The sequence below is a fragment of the Streptomyces sp. Je 1-332 genome, from assembly GCF_040730185.1.
Lineage (GTDB): Bacteria > Actinomycetota > Actinomycetes > Streptomycetales > Streptomycetaceae > Streptomyces.
Genome location: NZ_CP160402.1, coordinates 2185519 through 2210756, shown reverse-complemented (window position 1 = coordinate 2210756; position 25238 = coordinate 2185519). Strand labels below are relative to the sequence as shown.

Sequence of the window (25238 nt, the reverse complement as noted above, 5' to 3'; positions counted from 1 at the left end):
AGCCATAAGGGCTGCTCAAGGCAACGCCCGAAAGGCAGGAGACCGCACAGCCGATGACGGAACGACCTCCGCAGCGCACGCCCAACCGCCAGCTAGCCGCGCTCATCTCAGAAGCCGGGTTCTCCAATGCGGGGCTCGCACGCCGCGTCGATCAGCTGGGCCTCGAGCACGGTCTCGATCTGCGGTACGACAAGACATCGGTGACCCGCTGGCTGCGCGGGCAACAGCCGCGCGGCACCACCCCCGCCCTGATCGCCGAGGTCTTCACCCGGCGGTTAGGCAGGCGCCTGACGGCGCAGGATCTCGGGCTCGACGCGTGCGCGCCGGTGTACGCCGGTCTGGAGTTCGCGGCGAGCCCCGAAGAGGCGATCGACATCGTCGGCGGGCTCTGGCGCAAGGACTCCGGGAGCCACGCCGAGCTCCGGAAAATTGCGTTCACCCCGGCGGGCCTCGTCGTGCCCAGCAGAGACTGGCTGATCGGCCGCGCCGACGACCGGGTGAGCCGCGGCGACCACCCGCCGAGCGGCGCCCGGGTGCCCGCGCAGGGCCGGCCGGCCATACCGCGTCAGCGCAAGGAGCCCGAGCGCGGCCTCGGGGCCAAGGTGACCAGCGGCGACATCTCGGCCCTGCGCTCCGTCGGCGAACTCTTCCGCGCCCTCGACCACGCGTACGGCGGCGGGCACGCCCGGCAGGCCCTCGTGCGCTACCTGGAACACGAGGCCGAGCCGATGCTCCGGGGCACGTACGGCGAGCAGGCCGGGCGGCGGCTCTTCGCGGCCGCCGCCGACCTCACCCGGCTCGCGGGCTGGACGTCGTACGACATCGCGGCGCACGGCCTCGCCCAGCGGTACTACGTGCAGGCGCTGCGGCTCTCGCAGGCGGCGGGCGACCGCGCGTACGGCTCGTACGTCCTGGTGACCATGAGCCGCCAGGCCGTCTACCTCGGGCACGGCAGAGAGGCCGTACAGCTGGCGCGGGTGGCCCAGCAGGGGGTCGGGTCATCGGCGCCGCCCGTCGTGCAGGCCCTGCTGCACTCGGTCGAGGCGCGCGGGCACGGCGTGCTCGGCGAGGTGCGGGCGTGCACGGCGTCGATGGTCCGGGCCGAGCGGGCCCTGGAGACGGCACGGCCGGGCGACGAAGTCCCCTACTGGGCGCGGTTCTTCGACGAGGCGCAGCTCGCGGACGAGTTCGGGCACTGCCACCGGGACCTCCAGCAGTACCGCGTGGCCGCCCAGCACGCGGAGCGCTCGCTCCAGCTGCGCGCCCCCGGGTACGCCCGCAGTCGCCTGTTCTGCCGGATCGTGCTCGCCTCGTCGCGCCTTGGCCTCGGCGAGCTGGAGCAGGCCTGCCAGCTGGGCGCGGAGGCGGCGCAGGCGGCGGGCGAGATGCGGTCGGTGCGAGCCATCGAGTACGTACGCGAATTCGAGCGGCGGCTTGAGCCGTACCGCGACGCGGCGGCGGTGCGGGGCTATCGCGACCGGGTGGCCGCTCTGGGGTGACCCCGGAGGTGGCATGTAAGGGGCGGGGCCTATAAGGGATGGGCCTGTAAGGGGCGGGGCTGCGCAGCCCCGCCCCTTACGCACGCGCCCGACCGGGGCTGGGCTTGGCTGGGCTCAGCGCAGTCGTGCGGCCTTCTCGGGAGACAACGCCTCGTCCCACGTCATGAGGTCGTCGAGATCGCCCCGCAGGCTCGCCTTCTCCGTCCCGATGGACCGCAGCGGCAGCGGGATCGACGCCGCGAGGGACCCGACCCGCTTCCCGTCGGCGTACAAGGTGGTGTGCCCCGGAGTCGTCACCCAGGTCAGCCGCGTCCAGCGGTCCAGCGGCAGCGTGAAGTCGAAACTGTGGTCGGCCTCGCCGTACCGCGTGAAGCCGACCCTCCCGGTGCCGTGCTGCATCAGCTTCAGCGCGCCCGCCTTGGAACTGAGCAGCACCTGGTCCCCGGTCCTCGCCGTCGGGCGGACCCGTACCGAAACCGTCCACGGCTCGGCGACGTCGAGACCGCCGAAGCCCACGCCGTCCCGGTCGGAGTCGAAGCGCCATGCCTGGCCGTGCACGCCCTTGACCGGGGTCGGGTTGTTGATGATGTAGGAGGTACCGGGCAGACCGCCCGCCACGTCCTCGGCGAAGAGCGTGTTGCCGGGACTGCCCGCGTACGTCCAGCCGCTGGGGTACGAGGCGTCGTCGAACGTCCAGTGGTGGCTCGGCCGCCCCTCCACCCTCGGGGGTACGGGCGCCGGAGTCGTGCCCGGTGGGTCGCCGATGCGGGTGGCGCGGGCCCGGAAGTCGGTGAGCGTGTCCGGGGTCGCGGACTTGTTCCAGGCGCGGTCGGCGAGGATCGCGCGGGGGCCCGCCATGTGCTGCTCGAAGTAGCCGTCGTCGGCCCAGAAGTTGTAGTCGGCCCAGTTGGTGACGCCGGAGCCGAGCATGTCGGGATCGGTGTTCGGCGCCCAGTCGTCGTACATCCAGGGCTCGTCCGGATACAGGTGGTGGTAGTTGTTCGGGGTGTCGTAGAACGGGCCGATGGCGATCTCGTCGTGGCCGGGGATCTCGGGCTCGGCGCCCGTGCCCTCCCAGGTGAGGAAGACGACGGGGGCGTGGACCTTCTGCTGGGGCGCCGCGAGGTGCTCGGAGCCGTTGTAGACGGCCGTGCGCTTGCCGTGCGAAGTGACCACGTCGTCGAGGGTGTTGATGTAGCGGTTGAGGAGATCGCCGAGAGTGGACACGTCGGGCGCGCTCGCCAGGTGGTTCTGCACGCGCGGGCATTCCGCGAGCTGTCCCGGGACCTCCTCCGCGCCGATGGAGAACAGCGGCGCGTCGAACCAGCCCGCGAACTCGTCCACGATCTCCTTCGACTTCGCGATCGCCTTGTCGCTGGTCATGTCGATGATCCAGTCGGGCGTCAGGTGCGAGTGCGTGTGGGCGCCCGTGCAGGCGTCCGCGCCGGACCCGAAGCCGATGCCGAAGGCCTCGCTGATCACGGTGGCGTGACCGGGGAGTTCGAGGCCGGGCATCAACTGGACGTGATGGCGGGCCGCGAAGGCCTTCAGATGCTCGATGTCGGCGCGGCTGTAGCTGTGGTCGGGGTCCGCGAGGCCCGGGAACTTCGGGCTGTCCAGGCGGAAGCCCTCGGACTCGGAGAGGTGCAGGAAGAGGGTGTTGAGCTTCTGGTCGCCCATCCTGCGGATCAGGTTCTCCAGGTAGGGGATCTTCCAGTACTTGCGTCCCGCGTCGAGGTGGACCATGCGGACGGCCTGCGCGGGGCGGTCGGTGGAGCGGGCTCGGGGGACGGCGCGGTGGTCGTCGGCCGTGGAGCGCAGGAGCTGGAGGAGCGTGCGGGTGCCGTAGTAGAGGCCGTGGGTGGAGGCGGCCTCGATGCGGATGGGGCCCGCGCTGTCGAAGCCGTAGCCCTCGGGGCCGAGGTCCCCCTTGGCGGTGAGGCCGAGCGTGATGTCGCCGGCGGCCGGGCGGCCCGTGTGGGCGATCCGGGGTGTGATGCCGGTGACCTGCTTGATCTCCGTACGCAGTTGGGTGGCGAGTTCGCGTACGGACTGGTGTGCGGGGCCGGGGAGTTCACGGCGGCCCGAGGGGAGCGCGGTGGTGGATCCGGCGCGCGGGTCGATCAGGATGCGGGTGCGCTCGGTGAGTCGTGTGACGCCGTCGAGCGCGGTCCAGTCGGTGGGGCGCGGGATGACGGACGGCACTTCGTCGGCAGTGTCGGTGGCTGTGGCGGCGGCAGTACCGGCGGCTGTGGCGGTGGGCAAAGACAGACCTCCCATGAATAGGCCGAGGATGAGTGATATCACCGGGATGGTGCGACGCACGTGAGTCCTCCCGCGGCTTGGCGATCCGGTGGGACCGTAGCCGTGGGGTACCTGTGTGGCAAGGGGAGTTGCAGGGGTCAGGGAAAAGGGGGAAGCCCCCGCGTGGGAGTGCGGGGGCTTCCAGGGGTGACAGCAGAGGTCGGATGGCTGTCAGGCCGCCATCGGGAGCTGGCCCGCTCCGTACGCGGGGTCCACGCCGAAGTCCGCCAGTGCCGCCCGCGCCGCGCGACGGCCCGAGTGCAGGGCGCCCTGCACCGTGCTGGTGTCCCGGTGGTCCCCGCACACGTAGAGCCCCGCGAGCAGCCGCACCGGGCGGCGCAGATCGTGCGGCGGTGGCATCGCGGGCACCGCCTCGCGGGTGTGGTGGACGGCGAGGGACTCCCAGCGGGCGGTCGACGTGCCGTACAGATCGGCGAGATGAGCGAGGACGGCCCGCTCGTCGGGCGGCGGCCCGAGGACCGTCGACGAGATGAGCGCCCGGCCCGCGGGGGCGCGCGAAGGGTCGACGCGGCTGATCACGGCGGTGTGCGCGACCGGGCCCGAACGGTCGGCGTCGAGCAGCAGCGCGGGCTCGGCGAGCGGCGCGTCGGGCGCCGCGTGGTGCAGCACCGTCACTTGATGGAAGGACGGCACGCGCAGGCCGGGCAGCAGTTCGGCGGCGGCGCGGGCGTCGGTGGCCAACAGGACGGCGCGACAGCTGACTTCCCCGTGTTCCGCGGTCGTGACGGAGGTCGTGGAGACGGCGGTGACGCGTACACCGGTCTGGACCGTACCGGGCGGCAGCGCGGCCGACAGGAGCTCCGGCAGCACCTCGGCGCCCCCCTCGGGCAGACACAGGCGGCCGCGCGCGAAGGAGTGCAGGGCGAGGTCGGCGCACCGGCTCGACGTCGTCAGGTCCGGGTCGCAGAGAAGCGCCGAGAGCAGCGGGCGCAGGAAGCCGGTGACGGTGCGCGCGGGCAGGCCCCGGGCGAAGAGGGCCTGCGACGCGGGGAGTTCGGGGCGGGCGATGAGGCGCTCCGGATCCGTCGCCGCGAGCCTGGCGAGCGCCGCGCCGAGGCGGGCCTGGTCGAGCGGGCCACCGAGTGGGGTGGCCCGGGGGGCGCTCGCGAGGGCGCGCGCGGCGGTGAGTGCGCCCCGTGCGCGCCGGGGGCTCGACGGCTCGACGGCGCGGTGGTGCCGGCCGTCGCTGTGCACCAGGACGCCGGGTACGAAGGGCCGCAGTACGAGGGCGTCGAGCCCCGGCGTGTGGCGTAACTCGGGGTACGACGTGGTGAGTAACTGCCCAACCCTGTCGAGCCGGAAGCCGTCGACCTTCTCCGTGGACATGCGCCCGCCGACGTAAGGGGCGGCTTCCAGGACGACGGTCGTTACACCTGCCCTGGTCAGCTGATGGGCGGCCGACAGTCCCGCGACCCCCGCTCCCACGATGACGACATCCGCATGGTGCGCAGGCTCTAGCACGTGCCCCTCCCGGAGGTTGCGCGGCTGCTGGGGACGTCATGCCCTCAACAGGGCCTCGGAATCACCGAGTTCCGCACGAGGGTAGGAGCGCGGGCGGTCAGCGGCAGTCGCGCATCGACCGAGCACGGTCGCACGCCGGTCGCACTGTCGGCTCGTTACCGCAACGCCGCGCGGATCGTCTCCTCGATGCCCGGGAAAGCGAACGAGAACCCCGACTCCAGGAGCCGGGTGGGCAGGACCCGCTGGCTGCCGAGCACGTCACCCGCCATCTCGCCGAGCACGACGCGCAGCGCGGGCTTCGGCGCCGGGAAGAGCGTGGGCCGGTGCAGCACACGCCCCATCGCGGCCGTCACCTCGCGGTTGGTCAGCGGATCGGGCGCCGTCAGATTGACGGGACCCGCCAGCGACTCCGTGTCGAGCAGGTGCCGCAGCGCGGCCACCGCGTCGTGCAGCGAGATGTAGCTCCAGTACTGCCGGCCGTCGCCGAGGCGCCCGCCGAGCCCCGCCTTGAAGAGCGGGAACATCCGCTGCCACGCCCCGCCCTCTCGCGCCACCACCAGACCGTTGCGCGAGAAGACCGTACGGATGCCCGCCGCGTGCGCCGCGGCGGCCGCGCCCTCCCACTCCACGCACAGGGACGGCAGGAAGCCCTCTCCGGAGGGGGCGCTTTCGTCCACCGCGCGCTGACCGGTGTCTCCGTAGTAGCCGATCGCGCTCGCGCACAGGAACACCCGGGGCGGCTCGTCGAGGGAGGCCGCCGCCTCGGCGAGCGTCGCGGTGCCGAGCACCCTGCTGTCGCGGATCTCCCGCTTGTAGGCGGCCGTCCAGCGGTGATCGCCGATGCCGGCCCCCGCCAGGTTGACCAGGGCGTCACAGCCCGCGAGCCCCGCCGTGTCGACGTAACCCTCCTTGGGATCCCACCGCACCTCGTACTTAGTACGAGGTGCTCGGCGCACCAGCCGCACCACCTCGTGGCCGTCGTCGGCGAGGGCGCGCGTCAGCGCCGTTCCGATGAGGCCGGACGCGCCGGCCACGGCGATACGGGACCGCCGCGACGACGGGGCTGACTGCTCGGACTCGGTGGGCTCCATGAAGCCATCCTGCCCCGGAAACCCGGCAAGAGGCTTCAGGCGTTCGTCGTACAGTGACGCCCATGCCGGACACGCACATACGTACCGCCCTGCCGGACGACGAAGAAGTCCTCGCCCGCATCGACCGCGTCACCTGGTCCACCCTGCACGCGGTACAACCGGCTCCGCAGCCTCCGTACCCGCCGTTCTTCAGCGAACGCTTCGGGCCCCACGATCATTTGGTGGCCGAGCTGCACGGCATGGTCGTCGGCTACATACGGCTCGGTTATCCCACCTCCCTCCTCGCCAACGCCCACGTGCGCCAGATCCTCGGCTTCGCGGTCACGGACGAGGCGCGTGGCAGGGGAGTGGGCCGCGGTCTCGTCAGGGCCGCGGTGGAGGAGGCCCGCCGCCAGGGCGCGCGGCGCGTCACGCTGCGGGTGCTCGGCCACAACACTCCGGCCCGGACGCTCTACGCCTCCGAGGGCTTCGTGGTCGAAGGAGTGCTGCCGGGCGAATTTTTCCTCGACGGCTCGTACGTGGACGATGTGCTGATGGGACGCGTGCTCTGACACCCCGGGCCCGCCAGGACCCACTCCCGGGTCCGCCACCCGACGGACCGGCCCGGCGTGCGGCGGGCACGCGCGCGTAGGAGCGTGGGGAGGCCGACCGGAAGGAGCGAACCGATGTTCAGGGTCGCTGCTGCCAGCCGGCGGGACAGGGACGAGCCCGGCTGGCTGCGCGGCGCGCCGCCGCCCCCCTGGGTGCGCTGGCCCCCGCCCGTGCTCCTCGCCGTGATCTGCGCCATCCAGCTGGCCACTCCGAAGACGGTCGACCTCAGCTTCCTGCTCGCCGCCGTGCCGCCGCTCGCCGCGCTGTCGTACGGCGCCTCCGCCACGGCCCTCCTCGGCGGCACCGTGGTGCTGCTGCTCTACCTGCCCGGCTTCGGTCTCGGCCGCCCCGGGGACAGCGATGTGCTGACGGTCGCCTTCGTGGCGCTGCTGAGCATCCTCTTCGCCTGGGTACGCAGCCGGCGCGACACCCAGCTCGTCACCGTCCGCACCGTCGCGGAGGCCGCCCAGTTCGCCGTCCTGCCGCCCCTGCCCGAACGCGTGGGCCCGGTGCGCTGCGCGGGCCTCTACCGCGCGGCCCAGGGCGGGACGCTGGTCGGCGGTGATCTCTTCGACGTGCGCAAGGGCCCCAGCGGCGTACTGGCGCTGGTCGGTGACGTGCAGGGGCACGGCCTCACCGCCGTCGGCACGGTCGCCGCGCTGCTCGGCGCCTTCCGGGAGGCGGTGCTCGACCAGCCCGACCTGGAGGGGGTCGCCGCCCGGCTCGACCGGCGTCTGGTGGTCGACTCCGAGGAGGCCGAGCACGCCGAACTCTTCGCCACCGCCGTGCTCCTGGAATTCCGGGCCGACGCCCCTGAGCTGCGGATCGTCTCCTGCGGCCATCCGCCGCCGCTGCTGGTCCGCGGTGGGGTCGTCGAGGAGCTCGCCGTGGCGCCGGGGGCTCCGCTCGGCCTGGGCATCGCGGGTATCGCCCCGCCCGAAGAGGTGACCGTGGGCGTGAAGCCCGGCGACTGGCTGCTCGTGGTGACCGACGGGGTGACCGAGGCGCGGGACGGCTCCGGCGCCTTCTATCCGCTGGCCGAGCGGCTTTCGGTGCTCTGCGCCGACATGCGGGACGACCCGGCGGCGCTGACGTCGGCGGTCTGGAGAGACCTCATGCGGTTCTCCGGCGGGGTCGGGGACGACGTGGCCCTGCTGGCGCTCTCACTGGACCCGGAGCCGGACGCGCGGCCGGGACCGCGGGGGGCTCCGGAGTCGTAGCGGCAGCCGTCATTTCGTGGGGGCGGCCAGGATCCGCAGGTCCGGGTCGACGGCGGCACCCACTTCTGACGCGCCGACGCTCCAGGTTCAGGCTCCGGAGATTCACCCGAGTGGCGGAGTGCGGATCGCGGGTGGACCGGGTGGGCCGGAGAGTCGGACCATGCGTGTCTTCCGTGGGTTGTCCGCGGCACGTGGGTCCGTGGTCCGTGTGCCTGCGGTGCGTGTGCCGGGGGCGGTGCGTGCGGTGCTGGGCTGTGTGCCCGGGGCCGCCGCCGTGGGGCTTCTGCTGTTGTGCGCGTGGTTCGTGGGGCCCGGGATACCGGGGGAGCCGGGGCGGGCGAGTGACGGTCCGGTGGCGTTCGCCGGGCCCGGGGAGCGGGCAGGGGGCACTGGTTCAGACTCCCGGATGCCGGCGGCCGCGGCGCCGGTGCGCAGGGCGATGGGGCACGCGGCGGCGCAGCCTCACGTGGTGCCGCGCGCCGAGTGGCTGGCCGGTGCGGCGGACGAGTCGCCGCCGGCCCGTTACGCGGGCCGGGTCGAGGCGGTGTTCGTGCACCACACGGACACGCCGAACGGCTACGACTGCGCCGATGCCCCGCGCACCATCCGCTATCTGTACACCGGACAGACCGACGGGAGGCGGTGGGACGACATCGGCTACAACTTCCTTGTCGACCGGTGCGGGACCGTCTACGAAGGGCGTGCGGGCGGCATCGAGAGGGCCGTCGTCGGGGCGCACACGCAGGGCTTCAACAAGGGGTCGGTGGGGATAGCGGCGATCGGGACGTTCACGGCGGGGAGTCCTGTCCCCCGGGCGATGAAGGATGCGCTGGCGGCGCTGATCGCGTGGAAGCTCGGGCTCTCGGACGTGGATCCGCGCTCCTCGGTGCGGCTGGTGTCCTCGAACAGCCTCAGCAGGTACCCGGCGGGGGCGGTCGAGCGGTTCAGCGCGGTGTCCGGGCACAAGGACGGCTACTCCACGTCCTGCCCCGGAGCGGCACTGATGGCCGCGCTCCCCGCGATACGGGAGAGGGCCGCACGGCTGCAGAGCCGGTGAGTGGGTGAGCCGGTCTGCTGGTCTGCCGGGAAGCCGGGAAGCCGGGGAGCCAGGGCTCAGTCGACCTCGCCGAAGCGTTCCCACAGTTTCGGGTAGCGCTGGGCCATCGCCGCCTCGTTCTCGAAGTCGAGCGGTGTCCCCAGCGGCTCCGTGGGGGCGGGAGCGATTCCGAGGTCGGGGGTGACGACGCCGGTGAGCGTCTCGTAGGCCTCGTCGGCGGCGTAGCCGAGCTCCTCGCCGTCACCGTCGATGTCCTCGTCGAAGTCGTCGAGGAGATCCGCGAGCGAGTCCGGGTCGTGCAGCGCCCCCTCGAACACCTCGCGCCCCTGGCCGATCAGCCAGCAACGGAAGTAGTCGAAGGCGTCGTCGCTGGCCCCGCCGAGGAGGACCCAGGAAGCTCCCCACAGATCCCAGCGGTACGCACGGTTGTAACGCGCCTCGAAGTGACGGGCGAAGTCGAGCACCATATCCGGCTCGAGCTCCAGCAGCTTCTCGGTGAGCAGGTCCGCGTGGTCCTCGGGGTCGCCCTCGGCGGCCACGCGGGTGCGGTCCACGATCTCCCAGAACTCCGTCTCGTCCATCACGGGACAAGCATCGGTCCTGGGGGGTGCGTACGCACGCGGAGTGCGGCGGATGCGACTGTGTCGTTATGTGTGCACATGCCCGTGGAAAACCCGACAGCAGGTGTCGGTATTGGGTGGCAGCCTCGAAGCCATGGAGAGCGAAGAGATGGACAGCACACACGCGCCCGCGCACCCACTGACCGGAAAGATCGCCCTCGTCGCGGGCGCCACCCGCGGCGCCGGCCGGGCCATGGCCGTGGAGCTCGGCCGCGCGGGGGCCACCGTGTACGCGACGGGGCGTACGACCCGCGAGCACACCAGCGAGGTCGGCCGCACCGCGGAGACCATCGAGCAGACCGCGGAGCTGATCACCGCGGCGGGCCGGGAGGCGGGCGGACCCGGCACCGGCATCGCCGTACCCACCGACCACCTGGAGCCCGAGCAGGTCGAGGCACTCGTCGACCGGATCGACCGTGAGCAGGGCCGCCTCGACATCCTGGTCAACGACATCTGGGGCGGTGACGTCCACGTCGAGTGGGACAAGAAGATGTGGGAGCACGACCTCGACAAGGGGCTGCGCCTGATGCGCCTCGGCATCGAGACCCACATCGTCACCAGCCGGTACGCGCTGCCGCTGCTCGTCAAGAACCCCGGCGGCCTGGTCGTCGAGGTCACCGACGGCACCGCGGAGTACAACGGCCCCAACTACCGCAAGCCCTTCTACTACGACCTGGCCAAGGCGGCCCCGCTGCGGATGACGAAGGGCCTGGCCGAGGAGGTGGAGGAGTACGGCTGCACGGCGCTCTGTCTGACCCCCGGCTGGCTGCGCTCCGAGGCGATGCTCGACACGTACTTCAAGGTGACCGAGGAGAACTGGCTCGACGGCCGCGAGCAGAACCCCCACTTCGCCATCTCCGAGACCCCGACCTTCGTGGGCCGGGCCCTGGTCGCGCTCGCCGCCGACCCCGAGGTGGCCCGCTGGAACGGCGCATCGCTCTCCAGCGGCGGCCTCGCCAAGGAGTACGGCTTCACGGACGTCGACGGTTCGGCGCCGGACGCCTGGCGGTACATCACGGAGGTCGACCAGGAGAGCAGTACCGCGGACGTCACGGGCTACCGCTAGCCACCACCCGCCCACCGGCTGACGGCATCATGGGGGCATGCGCGCTGCACGCCTCATCAAGATGGTGCTTCTGCTCCAGGCCCGCCCCTCCATGACCGCCGCCGAGCTCGCCGGTGAGCTCGAAGTGTCCGAGCGGACCATCACGCGGGACGCCCAGGCCCTTTCGGAGGCGGGCGTCCCGGTGTACGCGGACCGGGGGCGGGCCGGCGGCTACCGCCTCATCGGCGGCTACCGCACCCGGCTCACCGGGCTCGGACGCAGCGAGGCGGAGGCCCTGTTCCTGTCCGGAGTGCCGGGCGCGCTGCGGGAGATGGGCCTGGAGGACGCGGCATCGGCGGCCCGCCTGAAGGTGTCGGCGGCGCTGATGCCTTCTCTCCGGGACGCCTCGCAGAACGCCTCGCAGCGGTTCCACCTGGACGCTCCGGGCTGGTTCCGGGAGACGTCGGCGCCCGAGCTGCTGCCCCCGCTGGCGGACGCGGTGTGGGACGACCGGCGCGTCACGGCCCGCTACCGGCGCCAGGACACCGAGGTGGAAAGGGAGTTGGAGCCCTACGGCCTCGTGCTCAAGGCCGGGGTCTGGTACTTGTGCGCGCGGGTGCCCGACACGGGCTCGCTCCGGGTGTACCGCATCGACCGGTTCACCGCGATCGCCGCGGGCGACGACCGCTTCGTACGCGACGAGGAGTTCGATCTGCCGGGCTTCTGGGAGGAACGGGCCGCGCAGTTCGCGCGGGCGATCCTGCACTCCGAGGTCGTGCTCCGGCTCTCCGAGGCAGGCGTACGCCAACTCCCGTACGCCACCGACTCCGCGTCCACGCGCGAGGCACTGGAGGCCGCGGGCCCCCCGGACGAGGAGGGCTGGGTGACGCTGACCCTCCGGGTCGAGAACGAGGACGTCGCGTACACCCAGCTCATGGCGCTGGGCCCGGAGGCGGAGATCCTGGAGCCGACGACGCTCAGAGACCGATTCGCCCATGCGGCCCACAAAATGGCTGACCGCTACCGGTAATCGGGTGGGCGGGCGGGAAAGAATCCGCCGCGAAGCGGCGGCTCAGAACCACACCCGCACACGGGAACGGGCCCCTGCCACAGAGACAGAGACCCGTACCCGCACCAAGCCGAAGGCCAAACCGCTACAGACCGTACTTCGCCCGAGCTTCCTTCACCGCGGAAGCGGGAACCTCACCACGACGGGCAAGCTGCGCCAGCGAGGCCACGACGATCGACTCGGCGTCGATGCCGAAGTGGCGACGGGCCGCGTCACGCGTGTCGGAGAGGCCGAAGCCGTCCGCACCCAGGGACGAGTAGTCCTGCTCGACCCACTGCGCGATCTGGTCGGGAACCTGCCGCATGTAGTCGGAGACCGCGAGCACGGGACCCTGCGCACCGTCAAGTGCCGTACGCACGTAGGGAATCCGCTCCTCGCCGCGCAGGATCGCCTCGTCCGCCTCCAGGGCGTCGCGGCGCAGCTCGGTCCAGGAGGTCGCGGACCACACGTCGGCGGCCACGCCCCACTCCTCGGCGAGCATCTTCTGGGCCGCGAGGGTCCAGTGGATGGCCGTACCCGAACCGATCAGCTGGATGCGCGAGGCGTTGGCCGCGGGGGAGTGCCCCGCCGTCTCGGCGGTGTTGAAGCGGTACAGGCCCTTCACGATGCCCTCGTCCACACCCGCGGGCTTCGCGGGCTGCGGCATCGGCTCGTTGTAGACGGTGAGGTAGTAGAAGACGTTCTGGTCCTCACCGGGGGCGGCCTCGCCGTACATCCGGCGCAGACCGTCCTTGACGATCGCCGCGACCTCGTAGGCGAACGCCGGGTCGTACGTCAGGGCGGCGGGGTTCGTCGCTGCGATCACCGGCGAGTGACCGTCCGCGTGCTGCAGACCCTCGCCCGTCAGCGTCGTACGTCCCGCGGTGGCGCCGACGAGGAAGCCGCGGCCGAGCTGGTCGCCGAGCTGCCACATCTGGTCGGCCGTGCGCTGCCAGCCGAACATCGAGTAGAAGATGTAGAACGGGATCATGGCTTCGCCGTGCGTCGCGTACGACGACGACGCGGCGATGAAGTCCGCCATGGAGCCGGCCTCGGTGATCCCCTCGTTGAGGATCTGGCCGTCCTTGGCCTCCTTGTAGTACATCAGCTGGTCGCGGTCGACCGGCTCGTACGTCTGGCCCTTCGGCGAGTAGATGCCGAGCGACGGGAAGAGCGACTCCATGCCGAACGTGCGCGCCTCGTCGGGGACGATCGGCACCCAGCGCTTACCGGTTTCCTTGTCGCGTACGAGGTCCTTCACCAGGCGTACGAAGGCCATGGTCGTCGCGATCGACTGCGAGCCCGAGCCCTTGTCGAACGAGGCGAACGCCTTGTCGGCCGGGGCGGGCAGCGGGGAGAGGGGCTGCGTGCGGCGGGCCGGGGCCGGGCCGCCGAGGGCGGCACGGCGCTCCTGGAGGTAGCGGACCTCGGGGGAGTCGGCGCCCGGGTGGCCATAGGGCACCACGCCGTCGACGAACTGGCTGTCCGAGATCGGCAGCTCGAGGAGGTCGCGCATGTCCTTGAACTCGTCCACCGTGAGCTTCTTCATCTGGTGGTTGGCGTTCTTGGACTCGAAGCCCTTGCCCAGCGTGAAGCCCTTGACCGTCTGCGCGAGGATCACGGTCGGCGCGCCCTTGTGGGTGAGCGCCGCACGGTAGGCCGCGTAGACCTTGCGGGCCTCGTGGCCACCGCGCGAGAGGTGGAAGCACTCGCTGATCTTGTCGTCGCTGAGCAGCTTGCCGAGCTCGACGAGCGCGGGCTCGGAGCCGAAGAAGTGCTCGCGGATGTAGGCGGCGTCGCGCGTCGCGTACGTCTGGAACTGGGCGTCCGGTACCTCACGCAGGCGGCGTACGAGCGCGCCGTTGGTGTCGAGCTTGAACAGCTCGTCCCAGGCGTTGCCCCACAGGACCTTGATGACGTTCCAGCCTGCGCCGCGGAACTGGGCCTCCAGCTCCTGCACCACGCGGAAGTTGGCGCGGACGGGGCCGTCGAGACGCTGCAGGTTGCAGTTGATGACGTACGTGAGGTTGTCCAGACCCTCACGCGCGGCGAGCGCGAGGGCTGCCGTCGACTCGGGCTCGTCCATCTCGCCGTCACCGAGGAACGCCCACACGTGCGAGGCGGAGACGTCCTTGATGTTGCGGTTGGTGAGGTAGCGGTTGAAGCGCGCCTGGTAGATCGCCGACAGGGGGCCGAGGCCCATGGAGACGGTCGGGAACTCCCACAGCCAGGGCAGACGACGCGGGTGCGGGTAGGACGGCAGGCCGTCGCCGCCGGACTCGCGCCGGAAGTTGTCGAGCTGCGCCTCGTTCAGACGGCCGTCGAGGAAGGCGCGGGCGTAGATGCCGGGGGAGGCGTGGCCCTGGATGTAGAGCTGGTCGCCGGAGCCGTCCCCCTCCTTGCCGTGGAAGAAGTGGTTGAAGCCCGTCTCGTACAGCCAGGCCGCGGAGGCGAAGGTGGCGATGTGGCCGCCGACGCCGTATTTGCTGCCCCGGGTCACCATCGCGGCCGCGTTCCAGCGGTTCCACGCGGCGATCCGCTGCTCCATCGCCTCGTCGCCCTCGATCGCCGGCTCGGCGGAGGTCGGGATGGTGTTGACGTAGTCGGTCTCAAGGAGCTTGGGCAGCGCCAGACCCGCGCCCTCGGCACGCTCCAGCGTGCGCCGCATCAGGTATGCGGCTCGGTGCGGCCCGGCCGCCTGGGTAACGGCGTCCAGGGAGGCCTGCCATTCGGCGGTCTCCTCGGGGTCGCGGTCCGGGAGCTGGTCGAGCTCGCTCGGCTGGATTGCGGAGGGGTCGGTCATGTCGCCGCCTTCCTGAGTCGGAGGGGGTCCCCTGTTCGGTAAGGGGTGGGGGTGCCCTAGGTCTTTGGCAGGACAGGGCGTGAGGCTCGGGTACGGAGTCGTTTGTGCGGCTCCGCCACAACCCCGTCGGAGACTCTAACTCCGTGATCGATGATCGATCAAAGGGTTGAAGGCGAAAACTCCTCGATATTCAGAAAGTAGGCATCCGGTGCCATGAACGCGGGCACGCGGTGCCTTTGATTCAAAGGATCCGTGCAGGTGGGAGCACGTTTGAGCACCCCTGTGCTCCTACGTCAGGGCCGCGGCGCGCACCCCAGGACATGGGCCTTCACCAGCTCCGCGATCGCGGGATCCCGCTGCCGGAAGGCCGTGACGAGGGCCTCGTGCTCCTCCGCGTACGACTGCTGCACCGTCCCCAGCCATCGGATCGAAAGGGCGGTGAAGACCTCGATGCCGAGGCCCTCCCAGGTGTGCAGCAGTACGGAGTTGTTCGCGGCCCGCACCAACTCCCGGTGGAAACCGACCGTGTGGCGTACCTGTGCGGTGCCGTCGGCGGCCCGGTCCGCCTCGTACAGGGCGGCGACGTGGGGTTCGAGGGCCGAGCAGTCCTCGGCCAGGCTCCGCGCCGCGAGTTCGGCGGCGATGGCCTCAAGACCCGCACGGACGGGGTAGCTCTCCTCCAGGTCCGCCGCGGTCAAGTTCCGTACGCGCACGCCCTTGTTGGGCGCCGACTCGATGAGCCGCAGCGTCTCAAGCTCGCGCAGGGCTTCCCGTACGGGAGTCTGCGAGACCTCCAGCTCGACGGCGATCCGCCGCTCCACGATCCGCTCGCCCGGCTGCCAGCGCCCGCTGACGATCCCCTCCACGATGTGCTCGCGGATCTGTTCGCGCAGCGAGTGAACGACGGGCGCGGTCATGTGGGCTCCTCCGGCGGGGGCAGCGCCCCAGGGCGTGGTGACCCCTAGACAATACGGCGACGCCCCCGCTCGGAAACCTCCGAACGGGGGCGTACGTGCTGATGAGACGAGTCTTACAGCCCTGGGGGCCGCAACACCAGCGGCGGAACTACAGGCCGAGCTCGACCTCGAACTCGCCGGCCTCCAGGATCGCCTTGACCGTGGTCAGGTAACGGGCGGCGTCCGCGCCGTCCACCAGACGGTGGTCGTAGGAGAGCGAGAGGTACGTCATGTCACGGACGGCGATGGTCTCGCCGAGGTCCGGGTGGTTGATGACGACCGGACGCTTCACCGTGGCACCGATGCCGAGGATCGCGGCCTGGTTCGGCGGCACGATGACCGTGTCGAACAGGGCACCGCGCGAACCGGTGTTGGAGACCGTGAAGGTGGCGCCGGACATGTCGTCCGGGGTGAGGCCACCGCCACGGGCCTTGCCGGCCAGCTCGGCGGTCTTCTTGGAGATACCGGCGATGTTCAGATCGCCCGCACCCTTGATGACCGGCGTCATCAGACCCTTCTCGGCGTCAACGGCGATGCCGATGTTCTCCGAGTCGAAGTACGTGATGGTGCCCTCGTCGTCGTTGATCCGGGCGTTGACGACCGGGTGGGCCTTCAGCGCCTGGGCGGCGGCCTTGACGAAGAACGGCATCGGGGAGAGCTTGACGCCCTCACGAGCCGCGAACGAGTCCTTCGCCTTGGCGCGCAGCTTCATCAGCTTCGTGATGTCGACCTCGACGACCGAGGTCAGCTGGGCCTGCGAGTGCAGCGCCTTCATCATGTTGTCGCCGATGACCTTGCGCATGCGGGTCATCTTGACCGTCTGGCCGCGGAGGGGAGAGGCCTCCAGGGCCGGGGACTTCGAGGCTGCCGGGGCGGCGGCCGGAGCCGGAGCCGACTTCTTGGCCTCGGCGGCCGCGATGACGTCCTGCTTGCGGATGCGGCCACCGACGCCGGTGCCCTTGACGTCCCCGAGGCTCACGCCGTGCTCGTTCGCGAGCTTGCGGACCAGCGGCGTGACGTACGCGCCGTCGTCCGACGGGGAAGCCGGGGCGGCGGGCGCGGCCGGAGCAGCCGCGGCGGGCTGGGCCGGAGCCGCGGGCTGAGCGGCCGGGGCGGCGGGCTGCGGCGGGGCGGCAGGCTGAGCGGGGGCAGCAGGCTGCGCGGGAGCCGGGGCGGCCTCCTGCTTGGGGGCCTCCTGCTTGGGGGCCTCCTGCTTGGGGGCCTCCTGCTGCGCGGGGGCGGCCGGGGCCTCCTCCTTGGCCGGGGCCGGAGCGGCACCGGGAGCGCCGATGACGGCGAGCTTGGCGCCGACCTCAGCGGTCTCGTCCTCGCCCACGACGATCTCGAGCAGCACGCCCGCGGCCGGGGAGGGGATCTCGGTGTCGACCTTGTCCGTGGAGACCTCGAGCAGGGGCTCGTCCTCCGAGACCTCCTCGCCGACCTCCTTCAGCCAACGGGTGACGGTGCCCTCGGTGACCGACTCGCCCAGTGCGGGCAGCGTGACGTCGGTGCCCTCGGCGGAGCCGCCGGACGGGGCGGGGGCGGCGGGCGCCTCGGCCTGGGCCGGGGCCTCCTGCTGCGGGGCCTCCTGAGCCGGGGCCTCCTCCTGGGCGGGGGAGGCCGGGGCCTCCTCCTGCGCCGGAGCGGCGGAGCCGCCCGCGTCGCCGGAGCCGTCGTCGATGACGGCCAGCTCGGCGCCGACCTCGACGGTCTCGTCCTCGGCGACCTTGATGGAGGCCAGGATGCCCGCGGCAGGGGAGGGGATCTCGGTGTCGACCTTGTCGGTCGAGACCTCGAGCAACGGCTCGTCGGCCTCGACGCGCTCGCCCTCGGCCTTCAGCCAACGGGTGACAGTGCCCTCGGTGACGCTCTCGCCGAGCGCCGGAAGGGATACGGAAACCGCCATGGTTTCAGTTGCTCCTTACGAAAATTGCGGAAGTCTGGTCGTCGCGCCCGATAACTGAAAGGTCAGTCGTGGGAGTGGAGAGGCTTGCCTGCGAGGGCCAGGTGGGCCTCGCCCATCGCCTCGTTCTGCGTCGGGTGGGCGTGGATGAGCTGGGCGACCTCGGCCGGCAGCGCTTCCCAGTTGTAGATCAGCTGGGCTTCGCCGACCTGCTCGCCCATGCGGTCGCCGACCATGTGGACGCCGACCACGGCACCGTCCTTGACCTGGACGAGCTTGATCTCGCCCGCGGTCTTGAGGATCTTGCTCTTGCCGTTGCCCGCCAGGCTGTACTTGAGGGCGACGACCTTGTCCGCGCCGTAGATCTCCTTGGCCTTGGCCTCGGTGATGCCCACGGAGGCGACCTCGGGGTGGCAGTACGTCACCTTCGGCACGCCGTCGTAGTCGATCGGGACGGTCTTGAGACCGGCCAGGCGCTCCGCCACCAGGATGCCCTCGGCGAAGCCGACGTGCGCGAGCTGGAGCGTCGGCGCCAGGTCGCCCACGGCCGAGACGGTCGGGACGTTGGTCTGCATGTACTCGTCGACGAGGACGAAGCCGCGCTCCATCGCGATGCCCTGCTCCTCGTAGCCGAGACCGGCGGAGACGGGGCCACGGCCGATGGCGACCAGAAGCACCTCGGCGTCGAAGGTCTTGCCGTCGGCGAGGGTCACGCGGACGCCGTCCTGCGTGTACTCGGCCTTCTCGAAGAAGGTGCCGAGGTTGAACTTGATGCCGCGCTTGCGGAACGCGCGCTCAAGAAGCTTCGAGGAGTTCTCGTCCTCGACCGGCACGAGGTGCTTGAGGCCCTCGACCACGGTGACCTCGGCCCCGAAGGACTTCCACGCCGAGGCGAACTCGACGCCGATGACGCCGCCGCCCAGGATGATCGCGGACTTCGGCACGCGGTCCAGCTTGAGCGCGTGGTCCGAGGAGATGATGCGGTCGCCGTCGATCTCCAGGCCCGGCAGCGACTTCGGCACGGAGCCGGTCGCGAGGAGCACGTGGCGGCCCTGGATGCGCTGGCCGTTCACGTCCACCGAGGTCGGGGACGAGAGCTTGCCCTCACCCTCGATGTACGTCAGCTTGCGCGAGGCGATGAGTCCCTGCAGGCCCTTGTAGAGGCCGGAGATCACGTCGTCCTTGTACTTGTGGACGGCCGCCATGTCGATGCCCTCGAAGGTGGCCTTCACGCCGAACTGGCCGGCCTCGCGAGCCTGGTCGGCGATCTCGCCGGCGTGCAGCAGCGCCTTCGTGGGGATGCAGCCGTTGTGCAGGCAGGTACCGCCGACCTTGCCCTTCTCGATCAGGGCGACGTCCAGGCCCAGCTGCGACGCGCGCAGTGCCGCGGCGTAACCGCCGCTACCGCCGCCGAGGATCACTAGGTCGAAAACGGTGCTGGCGTCGTTCGCCACGTCACGTCCTCCATGCATGTGCGCCGTACGCCGGACCCCTTTTACTCGGGGGACGACCGGTCGGTCGGCTGGTATCGGCCGCTCTTGTTTCGGCCCTGTGGTGGGGGCCCTGTCCTGCCGAGAACCCATCTTCGCACTTGTCGGCGGGAGGTGGGACGGCGGGCCGGGCTGTGAGATGTCTGATTCGCCACGTGAGGGCGTTACTCAGGCGTATGAACGTACGGATTTCGTCGAGGGCGAAATCAGGCAGGGCCCGGACATCTGGACGTCCGGGCCCTGCCTGCGTACGACAGATCAGCCGGTCAGCCGAGGTCGCCCGCCGCCGTGCGCTCGGCGAGGCGGACCAGGGTGCGGACCGCGGTGCCGGTGCCGCCCTTGGGCGTGTAGCCGAACGGGCCGCCCTCGTTGAAGGCCGGGCCCGCGATGTCCAGGTGCGCCCAGGTGATGCCCTCGCCGACGAACTCCTGGAGGAAGAGACCGGCCACCAGACCGCCGCCCGTGCGCTCGCCCATGTTGGCGATGTCGGCGGTGGGGGAGTCCATGCCCTTCTTCAGGTGCTCGGGCAGCGGCATCGGCCAGGACGGCTCGCCCGCCTCCTCGGAGGCGTCGTGGATCGCGGCGCGGAACGCGTCGTCGTTGGCCATGATGCCGAAGGTGCGGCTGCCGAGCGCCATCATCATCGCGCCGGTCAGCGTGGCCACGTCGACGATGGCGTCGGGGGCGTCCTCGGAGGCCTTGGCGATCGCGTCGGCCAGGACCAGGCGGCCCTCGGCGTCGGTGTTGAGCACCTCGACGGTCTTGCCGCTGTACATCCGCAGGACGTCGCCGGGGCGGGTCGCGGAGCCGGATGGCATGTTCTCGGCGAGCGCCAGCCAGCCGGTGACGTTCACCTCCAGGCCCAGGCGCGCGGCGGAGACCACGGCGGCGAAGACGGCGGCGGCGCCGGCCATGTCGCACTTCATGGTCTCGTTGTGACCGGCGGGCTTCAGCGAGATGCCGCCCGAGTCGTACGTGATGCCCTTGCCGACGAAGGCCAGGTGCTTCTTCGCCTTGGACGACGTGTACGAGAGCTTCACCAGGCGCGGCGGGGCGTCCGAGCCCACGCCGACGCCTAGGATGCCGCCGAAGCCGCCCTTGGTGAGGGCCTTCTCGTCCAGGACCTGGACCTTGATGCCGTGCTCCTTGGCGGCCGCGGAGGCGACCGCGGCGAAGGCCTCGGGGTTCAGGTCGTTCGGCGGGGTGTTGATGAGGTCGCGGGCGCGGTTGAGCTCCTCGGACAGGGCGATGGCGCGCTCCACGGCCGCCTTGTACGCCTTGTCGCGGGGCTTGGCGCCCAGCAGGGCGATCTCGGCGAGCGGACCCTTGGCGTCCTTGGCGTCCTTGCCGTTCTTGCCCTTGGTGGCGGAACCATTTTCCTTGTACGCGTCGAAGGAGTACGCGCCGAGCAGCGCGCCCTCGGCGATCGCGCCGGTGTCATCGGCGTCTTCGGCGGGCAGCGCGAACGCGGCCTTCTTCGAGCCGGACAGGGCGCGCGCGGCGGTACCGGCGGCGCGGCGCAGGGCGTCGGTGCCGTATGTCTCGTCCTTCTCCGGCACCGGGCCGAGGCCGACCGCGAGGACGACCGGGGCCTTGAAGCCGGAGGGCGCGGGCAGCTTGGTCACCTCGCCCTCGGCGCCCGAGGCACCGAGGGTCTCCAGGACGGACGCGAGCTTGCCGTCGTACGCCTTGTCCACGGCCTCGGCGCCCGGCGCGACGACCGGACCCTTGGCGCCCTTCGCGACGCCGACGACGATCGCGTCGGCACGCAGGCCGGACGCGGCGGCAGTGCTGAGAGTCAGAGCAGTCACGGTGGTGAATTCTCGCTTCCGTTGAGTTCCTTGGCCGATGGGGTGGGTCGACCCGCCCGGCGCCAGCCTAGAACGGGCCGGAAGGGCACCGAACATGAGCCTACGCGCGTCGCGCCCATTCGATCGTGTCGGTGCAGATTCATCCGTACGTGTCGCCGTATTTATGTTTCACGGCCGCGTACGCAGATGTGGTTCAGCCGAGGGCCAGGACGAGCAGGGCCGTCGTGGCCGCGGTCTCGGCGAGCGCGCCGAAGACGTCGCCGGTGATGCCGCCGAAGCGGCGGACGCAGTGCCGCAGCAGGAGCTCGGCGGCGCCTGTCGCGAGCACGACGGCGGCCGCGTACTGCACGGTCTCGTACGTCCCGAAGGGCGCGGCGGCGATGGCTGCCACCGCCACGACGAGCACCGCCACGAGCAGGGCCGCGCCCTGGGAAACCGTTCCTGCCACCGCCGCGCCGAGCCCTTCGGGGCGGGCCGGCGGGACGCCCGTGCGGGCGGCCAGGGTGAGGGCGAGGCGGGCCGCGGCCGCCGAGACGACCGCGGCGAGTGCGCCCCGGGTCCAGGAGGCCTCGTACAGCTGGGCGAGTACGGCCACTTGGGCGAGCAGGGTGAAGAGCAGCGTGATGACGCCGAAGGGGCCGATGTCGGACTGCTTCATGATGCGCAGCGCCTGGTCGGCGGGTTTGGCGCTGCCGAGCCCGTCGGCGGTGTCGGCGAGGCCGTCGAGGTGGAGGCCGCGGGTGAGGGCCGCCGGTACGGCGGCGGTGGCTACTGCTGCCAGCAGCGGGCCCGCCCCGAGAGCCACGAGCGCGCCGCCGAGCGCGGCGGCACAGAGCCCCACCACGAGCCCGGCGAGCGGCGCACAGAGCATCCCGGAACGGGCGGCTCCGCGATCCCACCGGGTGACGTTGACCGGAAGCGCGGTAAGAGTGCCGAAGGCAAAACGAAGACCGTCGACGGGGGAGGTTCGGGACACGGCGGAAGGTTACCTGTGGGGAACGGCCGGGTTTCTCGGCCGGAGCTGGGGAAGCCCCCCAACCCCCGCAGCGAAATGCGGTAAGGAGTCCCCCGGCTGAGGATGGGCCCATGGATGGATGGTGGGTGAGGAACATTGTGGAGCCGGGGAAGCTTCCGCTTCTCCTGGCCCTGCTCTCCTTCGTCGGCTGCTTCCTCGTCACGAGAACCATCACCCGCCTCATCCGCGCCGGCAAAGGCCCCTTCCGGAACATCAGCTCGGGCGACGTCCACATCCACCACGTCGTGCCCGGCATCTTCCTCATGCTGGTGGGGGGATTCTGGGCCGTCGCCGCCGGCAGGCACAGCCTCGCCTCGATGTTCGCTGCCGTCATCTTCGGCATCGGCGCAGGCCTCGTACTCGACGAGTTCGCGCTGATCCTCTACCTCGACGACGTCTACTGGGGCGAACAGGGCCGCAAGAGCGTCGAGGTCGTCATGCTGACCGCGGCCCTGGTGGTGCTCGTGCTCACCGGTTTCACGCCCTTCGGGGTGAACGACCTGACGCCCGAGGAACGCGGCAACCGCGCGGGCTTCGCCCTGAACATCGCCGTCAACTGCTGCTTCGCCCTGGTCGCCCTGGCCAAGGGAAAGCTGCGGACGGCCGTGATCGGCATGGTGATCCCCCTGGTCGCGTTGGTCGGCGCGGTCCGCCTCGCCCGCCCGGGATCGGCATGGGCCAGACGCTTCTACCGTAAACGGCACCGCGCCCGCGCCCGAGCGGGCCTGCGCGCCTACCACCACGACCGCCGCTGGGCGGGACCGCGCCGCAAGGTTCAGGACTGGATCGGCGGCAAGCCCGATCCGGAACTGGCGCGCCCACGCCCACGCCGCTGAAGCACCTCCGAGCAGGCGCACACCACCAGCACCGCCGCGATGGCCGCCAAGTGCTCCTTGCCCGCGAGGTTGTTCTTGACGCACACCTCGGCGATCATCACGGCGGTCACCAGCCCCGCCGTGAACCACGCCCGGTAACGCCAGCACACGTAGACCGCGAGCCCCACCACGGCGGCGGACGGCCCGGTGTCGACGACCCGCGCGTCGGACGCGGGGAGCCCCAGCGGGTGGCCCGGCCCCCACGCGATGCCCACGCGCGCGTAGAGCGTGCCGGCGAGGGTGGCCGCGTAGCCGATGACGAGCGTGCGCCACCAGCCGACGCAGATCTCCGCGATGCCGAACACCAGCAGGATCTGCGCGAGCGCACCCCAGACGGGCAGGTCGAGTGCGGGCACGAAGAGCGAGAGCGGGGTGCGAAGGAGGGCCAGCCAGAGCGGGTCCTCGGCCCGTACGGAGCCGACGTTCTGCACGAACTGATAGCCCCAGGACTGGTTCTGCGTGAACTGGAGCAGGGCGGTGAGGCAGACCGCGGCCAGCGTCATGGGCGCCGCCCGCCATCTCCGCTCGGAGACGCCGTCGCGCACTCCCGCGTACAGCGGCCCCCATTCGGTACGCGCCAGACGGGTCAGGCGGGTGAGACGGCCCGTGGCCGGGGAGCTCATCGTCGGGACTCCAGGTGCTTGCGGTGCAGCGACTTCGGCAGGCCCGGCGCTTCCAGGAAGCCCTCCGCGCGGGCCGACGCGATGCCGATGCGCGGCAGGTCCGCGCTCTTCTCGAAGAGAAGGAAGCGGGGTTCCCAGATCGGGCGGTACTTCGCGTTCGCGCGGTACAGCGACTCGATCTGCCACCACCGCGAGAAGAAGGTGAGCAGCGAGCGCCACAGCCGCAGGACCGGGCCCGCGCCGAGCCGCGAGCCACGTTCGAAGACCGACCTGAACATCGCGAAGTTGAGGGACACTTGAGTGATCTTGATCTCTGCCGCGCGCTGGAGCAGCTCGATGACCATGAACTCCATCAGGCCGTTCTCGGCGTCGCGGTCGCGCCGCATCAGGTCGAGGGAGAGCCCGCGCGGCCCCCACGGCACGAAGGAGAGCAGCGCTCTCAACTCGCCCTCACCGTCCGTGCATTCGAGCATCACGCACCGCCCGTCGGCCGGGTCGCCGAGCCTGCCGAGCGCCATGGAGAAGCCGCGCTCGGTGGCCCCGTCCCGCCAGTCGTCGGCGCGCTTGAGGAGGTACGCCATCTCGTCGGCCGGGATGTCCTCGTGACGGCGGATCCGCACCTCGTAACCGGCCCGCTTGACCCGGTTGTACGCCTGGCGGACCGTCCGCATCGCCCGCCCCTCCAACGTGAACTCGGCGGTCTCGACGATGGCTTCGTCGCCCAGTTCGAGCGCGTCCAGGCCGTGCCGGGCGTAGATCGTGCCCGCCTCCTCGCTCGCGCCCATCACGGCGGGGATCCAGCCGTGCTCGCGGGCGTCGGCGAGCCATGGCTCGATCGCGCCCGGCCAGGCCTCCGGGTCCCCGATCGGGTCACCGGAGGCCAGCGACACACCCCCGATGACGCGGTAGGCGACCGCCGCCTTGGCGCTCGGCGACCACACGACGCTCTTCTCGCGGCGCAGCGCGAAGTAGCCGAGCGAGTCGCGCTCGCCGTACTTGTCGAGCAGGTCGTGAAGTCCGCGCTCGTCGTCCTCGGTGAGCGGGTCGACCGCCTTGCGCGAGCGGAACGCGGCGTACAGGACGGCCAGGAGGAGAAGCGTGCTGAGCACGTTGATGCCGACGTTGACCCAGCCGGGCGTGGTGATGCCCTCGAACCGCCGGTCGTCGGCTGCCAGCGAGACCAGGCGCATCGTGCCGTAGCGCCAGCGGTCGAGGAACGTCGAACGGCTCTCGTCGTGCGCGTGGTTGGTGACCGTGACCAGGAGCGCGGCGATCAGCGATGCCGCGAGCAGCCCGCCGACGGCGACGGCCGCGGCGAGCTTCGGATTGGAGCGGTCGCCCTTGGCGTAGAACTCCCGCCGCCCCACGATCAGCGAGGCGACGAAGGCGGCGGTCAGGGCGAGGGAGATCCAGTTCTGCGCGTACCGGCGGATCTCCGGGAAGACCATCGCGAACGCGAAGAGGAGCAGAAAGAGCCCGCTGAGTACGAGGTTGAGAATCCACGCGGCGCGTTTGCGGCGGCGCATCGTGATGGCCAGGAACATCGTGAACGCACCAGAGGCGAAGCCCGCGGTGAGCAGATACGGCGTGAAGTAGTTCTCGGTGTTGTGCCGCCGCAGATCCTGCCCGAGGGAGACCCAGACCGCGCTCAGGAAGTTGACGAAGGTGACGGCGCGGAGGTACCAGACGCTGAAGGCCGCGGCGAGACGCCGACGGCGCCCGGCAGCAGATTGCTCATCTCCCATGAAAAGGGATCATATGGGGCATGCCGGGCCGCCTCGGCCGTGACCAGCCGCGCCTTCGGG

19 protein-coding genes are annotated in these 25238 nt (G+C 71.2%); 7 read left to right on the top strand and 12 right to left on the bottom strand.

The features are described from left to right. Positions 1-53: 53 nt before the first annotated feature. On the top strand, positions 54-1499 hold the full coding sequence (locus tag ABXJ52_RS10280; RefSeq protein ID WP_367041168.1) for a regulator: 1446 nt from the start codon (positions 54-56) through the stop codon (positions 1497-1499). Between the two features lie 114 nt (positions 1500-1613). Here ABXJ52_RS10280 and ABXJ52_RS10275 read toward each other — a convergent pair whose 3' ends face one another. The 3 genes from ABXJ52_RS10275 to ABXJ52_RS10265 all read right to left on the bottom strand — a co-directional run bounded on the left by ABXJ52_RS10275 (position 1614) and on the right by ABXJ52_RS10265 (position 6376). Continuing rightward, positions 1614-3764 carry a family 20 glycosylhydrolase gene (locus tag ABXJ52_RS10275; protein WP_367041167.1) on the bottom strand — a complete coding sequence of 717 codons (2151 nt, stop codon included), beginning with the start codon at positions 3762-3764 and terminating at the stop codon, positions 1614-1616. Positions 3765-3974: 210 nt separating this feature from the next. Next, positions 3975-5285, bottom strand: coding sequence for an NAD(P)/FAD-dependent oxidoreductase (locus ABXJ52_RS10270; protein ID WP_367041165.1), 1311 nt, complete (start codon positions 5283-5285; stop codon positions 3975-3977). Between the two features lie 155 nt (positions 5286-5440). Next, positions 5441-6376, bottom strand: a complete 936-nt coding sequence (locus ABXJ52_RS10265; RefSeq protein WP_367041163.1) for a TIGR01777 family oxidoreductase — start codon at positions 6374-6376, stop codon at positions 5441-5443. A gap of 62 nt (positions 6377-6438) precedes the next feature. Between ABXJ52_RS10265 and ABXJ52_RS10260 the strand changes: the two genes are divergently transcribed. The 3 genes from ABXJ52_RS10260 (at position 6439) to ABXJ52_RS10250 (ending at position 9244) form a co-directional block, all read left to right on the top strand. Further along, positions 6439-6927, top strand: coding sequence for a GNAT family N-acetyltransferase (locus ABXJ52_RS10260; protein ID WP_367041161.1), 489 nt, complete (start codon positions 6439-6441; stop codon positions 6925-6927). Positions 6928-7041: 114 nt separating this feature from the next. Beyond that, positions 7042-8187 carry a PP2C family protein-serine/threonine phosphatase gene (locus tag ABXJ52_RS10255; RefSeq protein ID WP_367041159.1) on the top strand — a complete coding sequence of 382 codons (1146 nt, stop codon included), beginning with the start codon at positions 7042-7044 and terminating at the stop codon, positions 8185-8187. A 160-nt stretch (positions 8188-8347) separates the two neighbouring features. Beyond that, positions 8348-9244, top strand: a complete 897-nt coding sequence (locus ABXJ52_RS10250) for a peptidoglycan recognition protein (protein WP_367041158.1) — start codon at positions 8348-8350, stop codon at positions 9242-9244. A gap of 56 nt (positions 9245-9300) precedes the next feature. On the opposite strand, the gene ABXJ52_RS10245 is transcribed toward ABXJ52_RS10250, so the two are convergent. Continuing rightward, on the bottom strand, positions 9301-9825 hold the full coding sequence (locus tag ABXJ52_RS10245; RefSeq protein WP_367048947.1) for a DUF4240 domain-containing protein: 525 nt from the start codon (positions 9823-9825) through the stop codon (positions 9301-9303). A 133-nt stretch (positions 9826-9958) separates the two neighbouring features. On the opposite strand from ABXJ52_RS10245, the gene ABXJ52_RS10240 reads away from it, so the two are divergent. Together ABXJ52_RS10240 and ABXJ52_RS10235 are read left to right on the top strand one after the other, a co-directional pair. Further along, a complete protein-coding gene (locus tag ABXJ52_RS10240; RefSeq protein WP_367041156.1) occupies positions 9959-10930 on the top strand; it encodes an SDR family oxidoreductase in 972 nt (323 codons plus the stop codon). 37 nt (positions 10931-10967) lie between these two features. Then, positions 10968-11939: a WYL domain-containing protein gene (locus ABXJ52_RS10235; protein ID WP_367041154.1), complete on the top strand. Its 972-nt coding sequence runs from the start codon at positions 10968-10970 to the stop codon at positions 11937-11939. Between the two features lie 124 nt (positions 11940-12063). Here the strand turns inward: ABXJ52_RS10235 and aceE are convergent, their stop codons facing one another. The 6 genes from aceE to ABXJ52_RS10205 form a co-directional block, all read right to left on the bottom strand. Continuing rightward, complete coding sequence (gene aceE, locus ABXJ52_RS10230) at positions 12064-14760, bottom strand: pyruvate dehydrogenase (acetyl-transferring), homodimeric type (RefSeq protein WP_367041152.1); 2697 nt, start codon at positions 14758-14760, stop codon at positions 12064-12066. A gap of 293 nt (positions 14761-15053) precedes the next feature. After that, complete coding sequence (locus ABXJ52_RS10225; RefSeq protein WP_367041151.1) at positions 15054-15677, bottom strand: GntR family transcriptional regulator; 624 nt, start codon at positions 15675-15677, stop codon at positions 15054-15056. 148 nt (positions 15678-15825) lie between these two features. Next, the gene (sucB, locus tag ABXJ52_RS10220; protein ID WP_367041149.1) at positions 15826-17622 is read right to left on the bottom strand and encodes a 2-oxoglutarate dehydrogenase, E2 component, dihydrolipoamide succinyltransferase; all 1797 of its coding nucleotides are present in this window, start codon (positions 17620-17622) and stop codon (positions 15826-15828) included. Positions 17623-17684: 62 nt separating this feature from the next. Beyond that, on the bottom strand, positions 17685-19073 hold the full coding sequence (gene lpdA, locus ABXJ52_RS10215; protein WP_367041148.1) for a dihydrolipoyl dehydrogenase: 1389 nt from the start codon (positions 19071-19073) through the stop codon (positions 17685-17687). Between the two features lie 302 nt (positions 19074-19375). Beyond that, positions 19376-20920 (bottom strand): leucyl aminopeptidase, encoded by a 1545-nt coding sequence (locus ABXJ52_RS10210; protein WP_367041146.1) that lies wholly within the window; start codon positions 20918-20920, stop codon positions 19376-19378. Between the two features lie 193 nt (positions 20921-21113). Further along, complete coding sequence (locus tag ABXJ52_RS10205; RefSeq protein ID WP_367041144.1) at positions 21114-21896, bottom strand: adenosylcobinamide-GDP ribazoletransferase; 783 nt, start codon at positions 21894-21896, stop codon at positions 21114-21116. A 110-nt stretch (positions 21897-22006) separates the two neighbouring features. On the opposite strand from ABXJ52_RS10205, the gene ABXJ52_RS10200 reads away from it, so the two are divergent. Beyond that, positions 22007-22771: a hypothetical protein gene (locus tag ABXJ52_RS10200; RefSeq protein WP_367041142.1), complete on the top strand. Its 765-nt coding sequence runs from the start codon at positions 22007-22009 to the stop codon at positions 22769-22771. On the opposite strand, the gene ABXJ52_RS10195 is transcribed toward ABXJ52_RS10200, so the two are convergent. Both ABXJ52_RS10195 and ABXJ52_RS10190 read right to left on the bottom strand, forming a co-directional pair. Then, entirely contained in the window at positions 22711-23433 is a 723-nt protein-coding gene (locus ABXJ52_RS10195) for a hypothetical protein (protein WP_367041140.1), read from the bottom strand. The two genes, ABXJ52_RS10200 and ABXJ52_RS10195, sit on opposite strands and share 61 nt — an antisense overlap. Further along, positions 23430-25178: a phosphatidylglycerol lysyltransferase domain-containing protein gene (locus ABXJ52_RS10190; protein WP_367041137.1), complete on the bottom strand. Its 1749-nt coding sequence runs from the start codon at positions 25176-25178 to the stop codon at positions 23430-23432. The genes ABXJ52_RS10195 and ABXJ52_RS10190 overlap by 4 nt, the downstream gene beginning before the upstream one ends. Positions 25179-25238 lie beyond the last annotated feature (60 nt).